Below are 14,356 nucleotides of genomic sequence, written 5' to 3'. Positions count from 1 at the left end.
TGGATTTTTACTTTTGAACATTCAGGAACGGAATGGCTCCACCGGTAGTGCTTGGCAGCTTACCGTCCCACTTCTCAATCGCTTGAATTTGTGCCTCGATTTCGCGCAATTTTACGAGTTCAGGCGTTACGTTTTCCTTCTGTAGGCGAAGTGCTTCGGCGTTCGCCTGCGCCTTGGTAATGGTTTGCTCTTTCTCAATCTTCACCCGTTCAAGATCCAATTTCGCCTTCAGTGCTTGCTGTTCCGCGATTTGTTTCTGCTCAATCGCGCGATTATACTCATCGCTAAATTTAAATTCAGTAATATTTACTTCGTCAAGTGCCATATGATATGTGCTTAGCTTTTTAGCAAGCAACTCCTTTACCTGCTGGCTAACTTCCGAACGCTTGGAAATAAGCTGTTCGGCCGTATAGCGGGCCGCGACCGCTTTGAGTGCCTCTCCGATGGCCGGATCAACGATTCTCGCTTTATAATCTATACCAACATTTTGATACAATTTGTTAACGGACGCTGGATCAATGTGAAAGTTTACCGCCATCTGCGTTGTCACAACCTGCAAATCCTTTGAAGCGGCAGACGCTTTGCTTTCTGCTTTCTGTACACGAACTTCTATCGGCATTACTTCCTGAATAAACGGAACTTTGAAATGAAGCCCTTCATCAAATACTTTCGGTTGCACAGCGCCCAATTGCACAACAATTCCCCTGTGTCCAGGCGGAACGACCGTAAACGATTCAAACGCTAAAATAACAAGAATAATAACAGGGATAAGAAATTTTAGAATTTTTCCCACTTTAAAGTTTTCACTTCCCATTTGTACAACTTTTTTTTCGCTCACGCTGCTTCCTCCTCGTATCTTTTTCTCATTATGTAATACGGTTCGCCTAGCCTCAAAGTTTCTTTTTTCAATATTGTCAAAAATAATCATTTTCTTTACCATAAATAAGGAATCTATAATAAATTCATAATATGTATAAATAGGAGATGCTATGAACAAACAACCGATTTTTTCACCTTATCTAGCTCTTGTCATCGCAACCATCGCGGTTTCCACTTCCGCCATCTTCGTAAAACTTACGGATGCGCCTGCGGGCGTTATCGCCACATATAGGCTGTTATTTACCGTGCTTTTTATGCTTCCATTCGTGTTATGGAAGCATGCCCATGAAATAAAGAACATATGCGCCCGCGATTGGGTTTTCTCTGCGATAGCTGGGGTATTTCTTGCGCTTCACTTTATTCTCTGGTTTGAATCGCTAAACTACACGTCAGTGGCCAGTTCGGTCGTGCTTGTGACCCTACAGCCGCTGTTTTCATTTGTAGGGGCTTATTTCTTTTTTAAAGAACGCGTCTCCTTAGAGGGAATAATCGGCTGTCTGCTGGCTGTAGCCGGAAGCGTATATATCGGCTGGAGCGATTTCCGCATCGGCGGCACGGCGCTGCTCGGTGACATTCTCGCTCTTCTCGGCGCGGCAACTGTCACGGGATACTGGCTATTCGGACAAAGCGTTCGTAAACGCCTCTCCCTTATGATGTATACGTTTGTCGTATATACAATTAGCACTTCTGTATTACTGGCATACGATTTATCACTCGGCTTCGCTTTGTATCCTTATCCAGGAAAAGATTGGCTTGTTTTTATCGGGCTTGCCGTTTTTCCGACTTTGCTTGGACATACGGTTTTTAATTGGGCGATTAAGTGGTTAAGCGTAAATACCATCTCCGTAGCTATTCTCGGGGAACCGATCGGGGCCGCTATTCTCGCTTATTTTATTCTTGGCGAAAAAATAACAGCCGCCCAACTTATCGGAACAGCTGTGATTATTAGTGGCATCTATTTGTTTATGCGTTACAATCAGCCCACAGCCCGCTAGCCTAAAAATTTTGGCGGCTGATATTTTGGAAGAATAACTGTAAATGTCGTCCCTTTCCCTTCTTGGCTTTCCACATGAATCGTGCCATGATGCGATTCTACCAGATGTTTAACAATGGCAAGTCCAAGTCCGGTGCCTCCGGATTCGCGTGAGCGTGCTTTGTCCACACGGTAAAAACGCTCGAAAATGCGCGGGAGATGTTCGGGCGGAATGCCGATCCCGGTATCAGCAACGATCATTTCCACGCTTTTGTCTTCACGCTCACACAATGTAATGGTTACCTCCCCGTTTTCAGGTGTATAGGTAATGGCATTGCTTACCAAATTCAGAACAATTTGCTGGAGGCGGTCACGATCCGCTTCCAGTGTAATGTTTTCTTCCGTAGGAAGATAAATGGCGATGTTTTTGGCACGTGCTTCTTCCCGCACAATTCGTACGGTTTCTTTAATTAACTTACTAAAGTTAAGTTCTTCTATTTTCAATAGCATTTTTTTCTGTTCGATTTTCGATAAATCAAGAATATCGGTAATCAGGCGATTAAGACGATCGCTTTCCTCATTAATAATCGTAAGAAAAGAGCGGCTGATATCCGGATCTTCCAACGCACCATCCAAAAGCGTTTCAGTGAATCCCTTAATGGAAGTAATCGGCGTTTTTAATTCGTGAGAGACATTGGCAACGAATTCGCTCCGCATTTTTTCCAAACGGCGGATTGCGGTAATATCGTGCAGAAGCACAATCACTCCCTTGATTTCGCCTTCTTCATTCGTATACGCTCCCAGATTGACGTCAATAATATGCTCCTCAGGATAGTAAACATGAATTTCTTCACGTATTTTCTCTCCGGTTTCCAGGCAACGGTCAATCAGTTGGCTTAAGCCTGAATTCTTACCGACTTCGGTATGGATATGGCCAAGAAAATCTTTCGCGTTATAGCCCAGCAATTGCTCCGCAGCCGTGTTCATCATCGCAATGCGGCGCGTATCACTAATCAACATCATTCCGCTGAACATATTGTTCAGAATACTCTCCAGCCGTTTCTCATTCTCCCGAATAGCTGACATCTGTTGCTCAAGGCTGACCGCCATGAAATTAATCGCCTGGGCCAGCTGCCCAATCTCCCCTTTGGCGTTCGTGCGAATACGGTTTTTAAACTCCTTGCGCGTAATACATCGAGCCACCCGGGTGATTTCTTCAATCGGTTGGGTAATGCTTTTCGTAATGCGCGTGCTGATGAAACCAAACAGCAAAAGCGTGAACACAAGCACACCGCCGAGACTCATCCACAGTTTTTTCACGGTTTCCTGTACACGTGTCACTTTAATAGACGCGCGTACAATTCCTTTAATATCCTGCCCTTGTTTCAGCGGCACAGCGACATACATCATATCATAATGAAGCGTCGCGCTATACCTTACAGCCTGTCCCACACCTGTTTCCAGCGCTTTGCGAACTTCTGGCCGATTGGCATGGTTCGGCAGCGTTGCCGGATCATGCTCCGTATCAGCCAATACATCTCCCTGCCGATCAAGCACTGTAATGCGTGCTCCAATATCATCAGCAAACCGCTTCATGCGTTGTTGCAAGAGATCAGTTCTGGTCATCAAACCAGCATACTGCACATCATCAGCGATAATACGCGCTTCTGTCGCAAGACGTTCTTCCAACACGTCAATGTACAGAGACTGCAACATTTTCGCAAAATAAATGCCAAGGATAAGCAAAAGAGCACCAATAATTATAAGAAAAACAAAGTTAAGGCGAATTCGGAATTTCTGCATGCTATCCCTCTAGTTTATAACCAAGGCCGCGCACCGTTTTGATATATTTCGGCTGTCTTGTATCTTCTTCAATTTTTTCCCGCAGATGGCTGATGTGCACATCAACAATCCGCGAATCGCCAACAAAGTCATAATTCCAAACGGCGTTCAATAATTGATCCCTCGTCATAACACGCCCCGGATGACTGGCCATATACTGCAAGAGCTCAAATTCTTTCGGTGTTAACTCCAGACGTTTGCCGTCAAAGAAAACTTCGTACTTCTCTGGATAAATCACCAGCTTTCCAATCGTAATCGTTTGCTCTTGCTGCCCTGCCCCGCTTTCCTGCTCCTGATGTCCACTGCGACGTAAAATCGCTTTTACGCGCGCAACGACTTCGCGCGGGCTGAATGGCTTGGTCATATAATCATCCGCGCCGAGTTCAAGACCAAGAATTTTATCAAATTCTTCATCTTTGGCAGTCAACATCAAAATCGGCGTATTCATTTTTTCCATCCTTAGCGTTTTACACACTTCCATGCCATCCATCCCCGGCAGCATAATATCGAGAATAATTAAGTCAGGATTTTCTGCTTCCGCCATTTTTACCGCTGTCGGACCGTCTCCGGCTTTTATTACTGCAAAACCTGCTTTTTGAAGGTTAAATTCTAACAATGTTACAATTGATTGTTCATCATCTACTACAAGTATTTTCTTCACTCTTAGCACCCTTATTTCTTAAATTTTTGGATTTCAGCTTTCGCCTGCTGAATCAAATCATTTGACTCTTTTAACAACTGCTCCGCTTTTTGTTCGAATTGCTTGTCCTGCAAATCATAAAACGTAAATAATTCGCTATGCGCTTCTATCTTTTTGTTAATTCCCTTTAATAGCGTTTCTTTAGCCAGCTCCATTTCCTTCGGAACAGGCGAGTTAAACAAGTCATCATGCATGGATTGAAGGGTTGTGCGACCCTGATCAACCGCATTCATGACTTTTGTCCGCTTCATACCTTTGGACGCCTCATTCCGTACATCTTCCAGCACTTTTCCGGAGTTGTCCAAAGCTTCAAAAGCAGCATCTGACTTTTTTAAAAATTGACTCTGATAATAAGCCAGATCTTCCTGGCTGGTTGCACACCCACCAAGTACCAACAATACGACCACAAAAATAGCCAAAATCAATCTTTTGTTTGGCATAACTATATCCCTCCAAAGTTATCATACCTTATCGAAAAAATAAGAAGCAAGAAGAGCTTTCTCCTCATCCGGCATAACCATTTGAACGCAGCACACTTTTTCTGCCTGAAACCTGGAAGAAGGCGAATGGCAGGCCAGCCGCAGTTGTTCTTCACGCAAGGCGCGCTCTTTCTCCAAATCCTGAATCCGCTTTTGAAGTTCACAATCACTTGAAGAGGCTTTTCCAAACACCTGTTTTTTCATTCTTTATAAACTTTATAAATATGAAAATCATATCCTGCAATAAGTTGAACAGAAAATCCATGTGAGAGGTGAAAAGAGTGAAATACGACGACTACTTAGCAATTGTTGACGTATGACAAACGATGTCTCTTGCTTTTTAGCTATTTCATTTATGTGGTAATCCCTGTCATTTAGCAGGGAATTTATATACATCTGGCTTAATGTTTCGACATGTGTATGGTAGCAAGAGGGTAAGAAAAGGAGAGAGGAAAGGCTACGATGGGCCCTGCCTATAGCCTGAAAAAAGGGAATAACAAGCCATCTGCCGCTGTTTTTCGCACAGGGCATGTCCCCTTTTCTTCTCTTTCGCTTCTTTCACCACTTGTTTTTTGAAATCAATCGAATACTTTCTTCTTGTCATTGATGTCTTCCCCCTCTGTCACTATAAGTGTAATCAAAATACACCCTTAGTGTCCAACTTCTCTAGGGGGCTAAAGAGATCTATTATGGCGTTGTTTTGCACGAAGATGTTCTGATCGGGGATTTAAGCAGTATCCGAGAAGATATAGTCGTCGAAGAATCCAGTATTATCGGACGCAACGTGATTGTTGAACCAGCTACTGCGATTGGCAAAAGAGTAACGATTCAAACGGGTAGCTATATTACGGCAAACATGATCATCGAAGATGAGGTATTCATTGGCCCATGCTGTTCCTCATCAAATGATAAGTATATGGGAATGGGAAATTACCCGCATAAAGGGCCAATGATCAAGCGCGGAGCAAAAATAGGCAATAATGCTACACTCTTGCCTGGCATTACAATCGGTGAAAAGGCGATTGAAAGTTATCAAAATAACCTCGCATTGGAAGAAGGATGGATCGAAGACAAGATATATGCTTGCATTTTTATGGCGGATTGCTACCGCAGTTTAGGAGATTTTCCAAATGAACTCACCTCATTATTAAAAAGTTTTCAGTATGCAAAACCGAAAGCGGAAGCCATTTGCCGGATCGGATATCATTTTCTCCGTAAAAAAGACTACAAAACAGCGGCCGCTTGGTTTGAATTTGCCACGCGGTTAACGATCGATTCCGATCAATGGAGCTTTAGCTACCCTGCCTATCATACCTGGTATCCCCACCTGCAACTATGTATTTGTCATTATTATTTAGGCGATTATCAAAAAGCTTACGAACATAATGAAGAAGCTCGCAAATATAGACCGGAAGATAACAGCGTACTTCACAATAAGCGTTTATTGGAGTCGAAATTGGGAATCCTTGCAACAAATCAATAGCTACAAGGATATCAGAGAGCTACACCTTTTATTGATGGCTCTCTTTTCTTATTCGTCGCCTCAAAAAAAGAGCCCGGATACGCACCGGACTCTTATCGAAAATCACATGGATCAAATTAGTCAAATTTCAATACACCTATGACGTTGCGAACGGCATCAGCGGATTTGTCGAGCGCCGCTTTTTCTTCTGCAGTAAGTTCAAGTTCGTATACTTTTTCGATACCGTCTTTGCCGAGCAATGTCGGTACACCAAGGTACAGATCGTTGTAGCCATATTCACCTTCCAAATAAGCGATAGCAGGCAAAATACGCTTCTGATCTTTCAGGATGGCTTCAGCCATTTCTACCAGAGAAGCAGCCGGAGCATAGTAAGCGGAACCATTACCCAGGAGGTTTACAATTTCCGCGCCGCCATTGCGTGTACGATCAACAATAGCATCCAGGCGATCTTTTGGAATCAATGTTTCAAGCGGGATACCACCAGCATAGGAATAACGTACAAGCGGCACCATTGTATCGCCATGGCCGCCAAGCACAAAACCTGTTACGTCTTTAACGGAGATATTCAGTTCCATCGCTACGAATGTACGGAAACGTGCTGTATCAAGCACACCGGACTGGCCGATTACGCGGTTTTTCGGAAAACCAGTCGTTTTGTAAATCGTGTACGTCATCGCATCTACCGGGTTAGACAATACAATAATTGTGCTGTTCGGCGCATATTTCTTAATTTGCTCGCCCACGGATTTCATAATGCCTGCGTTTGTATTGACAAGGTCATCGCGGCTCATGCCAGGCTTACGCGCAATACCTGCCGTTACGATCACAAGATCAGCATCTTTGATTTCTTCATAGTTGGAAGTACCTGTAATGCGAGCATCAAATCCTTGAACCGGGCCTGCTTCGGCCATGTCCAATGCCTTACCTTTTGTCGGATTTTCCATTTGCGGAATGTCAACAAGTACGACGTCTCCGAGTTCTTTTTGAGCCAGCATGAATGCGGTAGTTGCTCCAGTGAATCCAGAACCGATAACAGCGATTTTCTTACGAGTGAAAGACATAACGGTCTCCTCCTGATTGAATGCAATTTATAGAATGTTTCACATGCATAAGCATGTAGAACACATAAGGAAGGGGAAACATATACACGATGTGTATGCGTTGCCCCATAAAAAGCAAGTTTTAAATTACATGTTCTTAATTAGTGCATCGCCAAATTCAGAGCATTTCAGCTCAGTTGCACCTTCCATGAGACGAGCGAAATCGTATGTTACTTGCTTGGAAGAGATTGTTTTTTCAATCGCGCTGATAACCAAGTCGGCTGCCTCTGTCCAGCCCAAATGACGGAGCATCATTTCACCGGATAGAATAACAGAAGACGGATTTACTTTATCAAGTCCTGCATACTTCGGAGCAGTGCCATGAGTTGCCTCAAAAATTGCACGACCGGTTACATAGTTAATGTTTGCGCCCGGCGCAATACCAATGCCACCAACCTGAGCAGCCAACGCATCTGAAATGTAATCACCGTTCAAGTTCAACGTAGCTACCACATCGTACTCGGCAGGACGAGTCAAGATTTGTTGTAGGAACGCGTCAGCGATAGAATCTTTTACAATAATTTTCCCTGCTTCTTCCGCTTCTTCCTGCGCTTTGTTTGCCGCATCTTTACCCAATTCTGCGGCAATACGGTCGTATTGCGCCCAAGTGAATACTTTGTCGCCGAATTCTTTTTCCGCCACCTCGTATCCCCAGTTTTTAAACGCGCCTTCAGTAAACTTCATGATATTGCCTTTATGCACCAATGTTACGCTCCTGCGATTGTTGTCAATCGCATATTGAATAGCGGCGCGCACAAGGCGGCTTGTCCCTTCTTGGGAAACAGGTTTTACACCGATTCCGGACGTTTCCGGGAAGCGGATTTTCTTAACGCCCATTTCGTTTTGCAGAAACGCGATCACTTTTTTCACTTCTTCGCTGTCCGCGCTCCATTCGATACCAGCGTAAATATCTTCCGTATTCTCGCGGAAAATAACCATGTTTGTCAGTTCAGGGTGTTTTACAGGAGAAGGTACGCCTTTGAAATACTGCACCGGCCGCACGCACGCATATAAGTCCAATTCCTGGCGCAGCGCTACGTTAATAGAACGGATACCTCCGCCAACCGGCGTTGTCAGCGGGCCTTTGATAGCGACAAGATATTCGTTGATAGCCTTCAATGTGTCATTTGGAAGCCATTCGCCGTATTTGTTGAACGCTTTTTCCCCCGCGTATACTTCGTACCACGCAATTTTCTTCTGGCCTTTGTATGCTTTCTCTACTGCTGCGTCAAGAACGCGAACCGCCGCGTTCCAGATGTCCGGACCCGTGCCATCTCCTTCAATAAAAGGAATGATCGGATTGTCTGGAACATTCAACTTGCCTGTGCTGTCTACCGTGATTTTCTCTCCGTGTGTAGGCATTTCATATTTTTCAAAAATGGACACCTTTACCCCTCCTAAATATGTATTAAGCGCGTGAGGTTTCCCTACAACACAATTATGGCAAAAGCAGGAGAGGGGCCTGCCTTACGGTAACCCCTCACCTAAACTTTATTTATGTTTTAGCGTTCCTCAAGTGGAACGTAATGCGCGTTTACCGGTCCAACATATTCGGCGCGCGGACGAATGAGGCGGTTGTTCTCATATTGCTCTAAGATATGGGCTGTCCATCCAGACATACGGCTGATCGCGAAAATCGGCGTGAACAGATCACGCGGAATACCTAAGCTGTGATATACAGATGCGGAATAAAAGTCTACATTCGGCTTTAATCCTTTTTCAGCCGTTACCAATTCATCAATTTTCACGGACATCTCATACCACTGCGGCTGACCTGTAAGCTTTGTTAGCTTTTCAGACATTTTACGCAGATGCTTCGCGCGCGGGTCACCATCTTTGTATACGCGATGACCAAATCCCATGATTTTTTCCTTATTAGCAAGTTTATTACGAATATAGCTTTCCGCATTGCCCGGGTCTTTAATTTCTTCAAGCATGGCCATTACCGCTTCGTTCGCTCCTCCGTGTAGCGGTCCTTTCAAAGCGCCGATTGCAGATGTAATTCCGGAATAAATATCAGACAGAGTAGCTACTGTAACACGAGCAGCAAACGTGGATGCATTCAGCTCATGGTCAGCATGCAGGACAAGTGCCGTATCAAGCGCATCGATCGCGATTTGATCCGGCTCTTCTCCGTTCAGCATGTATAGAAAATTTTGCGCGTAGCCAAATTCCGCGTGCGGAGCCACTACTTCTTTCCCCTGACGGATACGGTGGTAAGCCGCAACGACGGTTGCTACTTTCGCCTGCAGGCGAGTTGCTTTGCGTAGATTTGCTTCCCGAGACATATCTTGAGCTTCCGGATCATACAGAGCCAGAGCGGAAATCGCTGTGCGCAGAACAGCCATCGGATGATTTCCTTCAGGGATAGTTTTTAACAGCGTGATTACATCTTCAGGAATCGCAGCATTTTCAGCCAAGTCTTTTTTCAGCTGGCTAAGTTCATTAGCCTTCGGAAGGCGACCATGCCACAATAAGTACACAACTTCTTCAAATGAAGCGTTTTCGGCAAGTTCATCAATATTGATACCTGCATATGTAAGCACCCCGTCAATAATGGAACTAATGGAAGACTGGGCTGCTACAATTCCTTCTAATCCTTTTGCTGACATAGTATTATCTCTCCTTTATCCCTATAATTTTATCTGTCGGACGCCCTCAGAAATATCCTCTCTCTTTTCCCGGAAAACTCTGTAGGCATAAAAAAAGAGAGAAGATACGTCTTTAGTTTCAGAATAATTATAGAATATTTCAGCGGGTTTGTGAATGTTTCCTAAAAAAAATGTGAAATCTTCCACAACAAGCAGAAAGCTTGCTTTTTTGTTCACAATTATCATAACCTAAAATAGAAATTTGTGAAAGTGCTAATCATTAGTCTGGCTATGTATAAGGAGGTCGGAATGAATCCTCTTATTTACCATCGAATGTTTCAGGTGCTCCGTTTCTTACTTGTGATGGGTATCCTGTACGCCACGTACAGACTCACAATCTTTTTTGCTCCTTTATTATATCCTTTCATCATCGGTTTTATCATTGCATATGCAATCAACCGTCCGGTAGATATGCTGGAGAAGCGGGCACGCTGGCCACGCTGGCTTGCCGTAACTGTCATGCTTACGATAGTGATCGCCGTTCTGGTTGGCATCATTACTATACTTGTCGCACAAGTTGTCATTGAAATCGGAAAATTGCTCGAAATGCTGCCGATATACATCGATCAACTTTCCAATTATGCTAAAAATTTCATATCGCGCAGTTTGCAATCAAGTCTGTATGAGCGCTTTGTCAGCCTGTACAGCAGTCTTGATGAGGGATACCAGCAAAAAATACAGGAAAATGCAGGAAAGGCTCTGACCAAGATTGCCCAGGCCGGAACAAATATGACGAAAACAATTCTTACCGGCATCAGTAATTTTCTAAGCTCCATTCCCAATATGGCGACTGTATTCGTTATTTCGATTCTATCTGCCTTTTTTATAAGTAAGGACTACCATAAAATGATAAGCAAAGCAAAAAGCATGGTTCCCGTCGAGTTCACGAACAAAGGCGCACGAATATTGACTGATTTGCAAAAAGCGCTCTTTGGTTTCGTGAAAGCGCAACTTACACTTGTTTCCATTACCTCTATGATTGTGATCGTTGGGTTGCTCATTCTCGGCGTTCCGTATGCTGTATCCATTGGTCTTCTTACCGGTTTGGTCGATTTAATGCCGTATCTGGGAACAGGGGCAGTATTCGTACCGTGGATTGCATACGCCGCCTTCGCAGGAGATCTCCGTCTTGCTATCGGACTTGCTATTCTGTACGCAATCGTAATCATACAAAGGCAAATTATGGAACCTAAAATCGTCGCTACGAATGTTGGTCTTGATCCGTTGTTTACGCTCATCGCGCTCTTCGTCGGACTGAAACTATTCGGATTCCTTGGCCTTATTCTCGGCCCCGTGCTGCTGGTGATTATTAACGCACTGCGCAACGCGGGTATCTTCCGCGATACGTGGAAATATATAAAAGGAAAACCGCCAGAACTGTAAAAAAAGGCGTACACAAAACAGAAAAGGCAATCCTGTCCTCGAAAGAAGGACAGGATTGCCTTATGCTGGAAAAGAAGCTAACCGGCAGCGTTACGGCGTAATGCGCTCTTCTTTGTATGTATTAACATTATGCAGCAAAACCATTCGCCGAGCAGAATGTTAAAGAGTACGAAAAAAAGGGCGTACTATCGACTATCTTAAAATCGGTTGAATCGGTTCCATATAAATATTTGAGTGTTGCCGGACTGAATTTTTTTATACAGCCATCTCTTCATGAACAATTTGGCGATTCCTCTCGTATATGGAATCAAAAGCAAAAATCCAGCAATATCGGTAAAAAATCCGGGGGTCAGGAGAAGAAGGCCGCCGGCGAACACACAAATGCCGTCCAAAATCGCTTCACCCGGCAACTCACCCCGGCTGAACTGTACCTGCGCCAACTGAAAAATTTGCAATCCTTGGCGCTTGGCGAGCCACGCTCCTATCACCCCTGTCAGAATGCAAAGCAAAAGCGTCGGAAGCCAGCCAATACCTTTTCCGACGGCCGCTAGCAACCAAATTTCAAGCACAGGCACGATCAGCAATATCGCTATAAATACGCGCAGCATGTCTTCTTCCCCCTTCCTTTTACCATTCGTATTGCTTCATCAAGCGGTACACTTCCGGCGCATGTCTCTCCAGACGCACCGGCTTTAAATCGGTCGTCGTCCAGATATGATGTGTCTCACCTGAGGCTAGAAGCTCGCGATCCGGTAGCCTCAACGCTTCATATCCAAGCAAAAGGCGAACGCCTTCACAACGAATCACCCTCGTTCTGATAAGAATTTCATCATCATAACGGGCCGAACGTTTATATTTTACGTGTGCCTCTGAAAGTGGAAGCATAAATCCCATATCTTCAAACCGCCGATAAGTGAAGCCCATCTGCCGGATCATTTCCGTTCTCCCAACTTCAAACCATACAAGATAATTGGCGTGATAAACAACCTGCATCTGATCCGTCTCCTGATAGCGAACCCTGAGCGTCGTCTCAAACCACTTCTCTTTTCCTTCTGTCACCATCTTTCACTCCACCGTTTCTCCCATTTTACAAAATCTGTGAAAATCCGGCATATATGCGACCGCTTGCTGCGTCCACTGTTACTTCATCGCCATCCGAAAACAAATTCATCGCATCCGCTACGCCAACAACAACTGGAATGCCAAGATTAAGCCCTACCACTGCAGCGTGCGAAGTAAGCCCTCCTTCTTCCACGATCAGCGCAGCTGCCTTCTCAATAACTGGCATCATATCGCGGTCTGTTCCTTTTGCTACCACGATGTACCCTTTCTCACCAACCGGCGGAATTTCGACACCGCTCTTTACCTTCAACACCTTACCTGTGGCAGTGTTGTGGCCAATGCCTTGACCTCGGGCCACAACATCGCCGACAATATGCACTTTCAAAAGATTTGTCGTACCCGACTCACGCACCGGTACACCCGCTGTGATGACGACAAGATCACCGCGCTTCACAATACCTGAACGAACAGCTGTACGTACGGAAATATCCAGCATTTCATCCGTGCTTTCCGTCGGTTCGCTGTAAAGCGGAATCACGCCCCACACAAGCGCCAGCTTGCGGCATACGTGCTCATGTGGAGTAACTGCGATAATCGGCGCTTTCGGACGAAATTTCGAAACCATTCGCGCCGTGTGTCCGCTCTCTGTTGCGGTAATAATGGCGGCTGCATCCAAATCAAATGCCACGTTCGCTACCGCCTGGCTTAGTGCATCCGGAATGTGCATCTGCTTCGCACTCGAATGTGTGTGCAAAATTTCGCGATACGCAAGCGCAGCTTCTGTTCGTTCCGCGATTCGGTTCATTGTTTTCACAGCTTCAATCGGATATTTACCAGCTGCTGTCTCACCGGAAAGCATAATCGCGTCTGAACCGTCGAAAATCGCGTTCGCCACATCGCTCGCTTCAGCGCGTGTCGGACGTGGATTACGCTGCATCGAATCCAGCATCTGCGTTGCCGTGATCACCGGTTTGCCTGCCTCGTTGCAACGGCGAATTAATTCTTTTTGTACAAGCGGCACTTCCTCCGCAGGAATTTCTACTCCTAAATCTCCGCGAGCAACCATCAAGCCGTCTGAAACAGCAAGAATGTCGACCGCGTTTTTAACTCCCTCATGATTTTCGATCTTTGAAATGATTTGAATATCCGCATTATGACGTTCCAAAATTTCGCGAATCTCCAACACATCTTCAGGCTTGCGGACAAATGAAGCAGCGATAATATCAATGCCTTGTTCAATACCAAACTCGATATCCTTAGCATCCTTTTCTGTAATGCCCGGCAACCTGATTTGCACACCGGGAACATTGACCCCTTTTCTATCTTTTAGCGTCCCGCCGTTACGAATCCGACAATATATCTCCGTGCCCTCTACTTTCTCGACAGTCAACTCGATCAAGCCGTCATCAATAAGAATCGTGCATCCCGGATGCACGTCGTTTGGAAGTCCCGCATATGTAACGGATACACGCTTTTCATTTCCTTTGATCTCTTCCGTCGTCAGTACAACCGTTTCACCTTCTATTAGTTCAACGGACGGGCTCTCCAACACACCTGTACGAATCTCCGGTCCTTTCGTATCAAGCAAAATCGCCACGTTTTTTCCCACTTCAGATGCCGCCTTACGAACCGCGGCAATCCGCGCACCGTGCTCTTCGTGCGTGCCGTGAGAAAAGTTGAGGCGGGCAACGTTCATTCCTGCTTCCATCAATGCTTTCAACGTCTCAATCGATTCGCTTGCAGGGCCAATCGTGCATACAATCTTCGTTTTTCGCATCGTTTACGGACCTCCTATGTACATTTG

The 14,356-nt window shown here is 45.1% G+C and carries 15 protein-coding genes; 3 read left to right on the top strand and 12 right to left on the bottom strand.

Translation table 11 applies throughout. The features are described from left to right. Positions 1-7: 7 nt before the first annotated feature. Entirely contained in the window at positions 8-838 is an 831-nt protein-coding gene (locus BLR88_RS01775; RefSeq protein WP_204244841.1) for a prohibitin family protein, read from the bottom strand. Between the two features lie 151 nt (positions 839-989). Between BLR88_RS01775 and BLR88_RS01770 the strand changes: the two genes are divergently transcribed. Continuing rightward, positions 990-1,874 carry a DMT family transporter gene (locus tag BLR88_RS01770; RefSeq protein WP_057899688.1) on the top strand — a complete coding sequence of 295 codons (885 nt, stop codon included), beginning with the start codon at positions 990-992 and terminating at the stop codon, positions 1,872-1,874. On the opposite strand, the gene pnpS is transcribed toward BLR88_RS01770, so the two are convergent. From pnpS to BLR88_RS19280, 5 genes are all read right to left on the bottom strand, one after another. Next, entirely contained in the window at positions 1,871-3,655 is a 1,785-nt protein-coding gene (gene pnpS / locus BLR88_RS01765; RefSeq protein ID WP_057899689.1) for a two-component system histidine kinase PnpS, read from the bottom strand. The genes BLR88_RS01770 and pnpS overlap by 4 nt on opposite strands. A gap of 1 nt (position 3,656) precedes the next feature. After that, positions 3,657-4,355, bottom strand: coding sequence for a response regulator transcription factor (locus BLR88_RS01760; protein WP_057899690.1), 699 nt, complete (start codon positions 4,353-4,355; stop codon positions 3,657-3,659). 11 nt (positions 4,356-4,366) lie between these two features. Continuing rightward, positions 4,367-4,834, bottom strand: a complete 468-nt coding sequence (locus BLR88_RS01755) for a hypothetical protein (RefSeq protein WP_091259776.1) — start codon at positions 4,832-4,834, stop codon at positions 4,367-4,369. 21 nt (positions 4,835-4,855) lie between these two features. Beyond that, entirely contained in the window at positions 4,856-5,077 is a 222-nt protein-coding gene (locus BLR88_RS01750) for a hypothetical protein (protein ID WP_091259774.1), read from the bottom strand. Positions 5,078-5,330: 253 nt separating this feature from the next. Next, entirely contained in the window at positions 5,331-5,477 is a 147-nt protein-coding gene (locus BLR88_RS19280; RefSeq protein WP_175493533.1) for a hypothetical protein, read from the bottom strand. A gap of 96 nt (positions 5,478-5,573) precedes the next feature. Here BLR88_RS19280 and BLR88_RS01745 point away from each other — a divergent pair, with 96 nt between their 5' ends. Then, on the top strand, positions 5,574-6,356 hold the full coding sequence (locus BLR88_RS01745) for a hypothetical protein (RefSeq protein ID WP_254778196.1): 783 nt from the start codon (positions 5,574-5,576) through the stop codon (positions 6,354-6,356). A 116-nt stretch (positions 6,357-6,472) separates the two neighbouring features. On the opposite strand, the gene mdh is transcribed toward BLR88_RS01745, so the two are convergent. The 3 genes from mdh to citZ all read right to left on the bottom strand — a co-directional run bounded on the left by mdh (position 6,473) and on the right by citZ (position 10,068). Continuing rightward, entirely contained in the window at positions 6,473-7,417 is a 945-nt protein-coding gene (gene mdh, locus BLR88_RS01740; RefSeq protein WP_057899694.1) for a malate dehydrogenase, read from the bottom strand. Positions 7,418-7,543: 126 nt separating this feature from the next. Beyond that, entirely contained in the window at positions 7,544-8,818 is a 1,275-nt protein-coding gene (gene icd / locus BLR88_RS01735; RefSeq protein ID WP_091259842.1) for an NADP-dependent isocitrate dehydrogenase, read from the bottom strand. A 140-nt stretch (positions 8,819-8,958) separates the two neighbouring features. Next, complete coding sequence (gene citZ, locus BLR88_RS01730) at positions 8,959-10,068, bottom strand: citrate synthase (protein WP_057899695.1); 1,110 nt, start codon at positions 10,066-10,068, stop codon at positions 8,959-8,961. Between the two features lie 288 nt (positions 10,069-10,356). Here citZ and ytvI point away from each other — a divergent pair, with 288 nt between their 5' ends. Then, positions 10,357-11,490 (top strand): sporulation integral membrane protein YtvI, encoded by a 1,134-nt coding sequence (gene ytvI, locus BLR88_RS01720; RefSeq protein ID WP_091259770.1) that lies wholly within the window; start codon positions 10,357-10,359, stop codon positions 11,488-11,490. A gap of 197 nt (positions 11,491-11,687) precedes the next feature. Here ytvI and BLR88_RS01715 read toward each other — a convergent pair whose 3' ends face one another. Genes BLR88_RS01715 through pyk form a run of 3 tightly spaced genes read right to left on the bottom strand, consistent with a single transcriptional unit; the run spans position 11,688 to position 14,329 of the window. Continuing rightward, positions 11,688-12,098, bottom strand: a complete 411-nt coding sequence (locus tag BLR88_RS01715; RefSeq protein ID WP_057899698.1) for an FxsA family protein — start codon at positions 12,096-12,098, stop codon at positions 11,688-11,690. Between the two features lie 19 nt (positions 12,099-12,117). Beyond that, the gene (locus BLR88_RS01710; RefSeq protein WP_057899699.1) at positions 12,118-12,552 is read right to left on the bottom strand and encodes an acyl-CoA thioesterase; all 435 of its coding nucleotides are present in this window, start codon (positions 12,550-12,552) and stop codon (positions 12,118-12,120) included. Positions 12,553-12,577: 25 nt separating this feature from the next. Beyond that, on the bottom strand, positions 12,578-14,329 hold the full coding sequence (pyk, locus tag BLR88_RS01705; RefSeq protein ID WP_091259768.1) for a pyruvate kinase: 1,752 nt from the start codon (positions 14,327-14,329) through the stop codon (positions 12,578-12,580). Between the last annotated feature and the right edge of the window lie 27 nt (positions 14,330-14,356).

The sequence above is a fragment of the Aneurinibacillus thermoaerophilus genome, assembly GCF_900099925.1.
Classification (GTDB): Bacteria; Bacillota; Bacilli; order Aneurinibacillales; family Aneurinibacillaceae; genus Aneurinibacillus; species Aneurinibacillus thermoaerophilus.
This window is presented reverse-complemented; position numbering and strand designations above follow the sequence as displayed.

Bases quoted from the DNA above. Each gene is read 5' to 3' on its own strand.
- BLR88_RS01710 (WP_057899699.1), bottom strand. From the start codon at position 12,552: ATGGTGACAGAAGGAAAAGAGAAGTGGTTTGAGACGACGCTCAGGGTT.
- ytvI (WP_091259770.1), top strand. From the start codon at position 10,357: ATGAATCCTCTTATTTACCATCGAATGTTTCAGGTGCTCCGTTTCTTA.
- BLR88_RS01770 (WP_057899688.1), top strand. From the start codon at position 990: ATGAACAAACAACCGATTTTTTCACCTTATCTAGCTCTTGTCATCGCA.
- citZ (WP_057899695.1), bottom strand. From the start codon at position 10,068: ATGTCAGCAAAAGGATTAGAAGGAATTGTAGCAGCCCAGTCTTCCATT.
- BLR88_RS01755 (WP_091259776.1), bottom strand. From the start codon at position 4,834: ATGCCAAACAAAAGATTGATTTTGGCTATTTTTGTGGTCGTATTGTTG.
- BLR88_RS01750 (WP_091259774.1), bottom strand. From the start codon at position 5,077: ATGAAAAAACAGGTGTTTGGAAAAGCCTCTTCAAGTGATTGTGAACTT.
- BLR88_RS01715 (WP_057899698.1), bottom strand. From the start codon at position 12,098: ATGCTGCGCGTATTTATAGCGATATTGCTGATCGTGCCTGTGCTTGAA.
- pyk (WP_091259768.1), bottom strand. From the start codon at position 14,329: ATGCGAAAAACGAAGATTGTATGCACGATTGGCCCTGCAAGCGAATCG.
- pnpS (WP_057899689.1), bottom strand. From the start codon at position 3,655: ATGCAGAAATTCCGAATTCGCCTTAACTTTGTTTTTCTTATAATTATT.
- mdh (WP_057899694.1), bottom strand. From the start codon at position 7,417: ATGTCTTTCACTCGTAAGAAAATCGCTGTTATCGGTTCTGGATTCACT.
- BLR88_RS19280 (WP_175493533.1), bottom strand. From the start codon at position 5,477: ATGACAAGAAGAAAGTATTCGATTGATTTCAAAAAACAAGTGGTGAAA.
- icd (WP_091259842.1), bottom strand. From the start codon at position 8,818: ATGCCTACACACGGAGAGAAAATCACGGTAGACAGCACAGGCAAGTTG.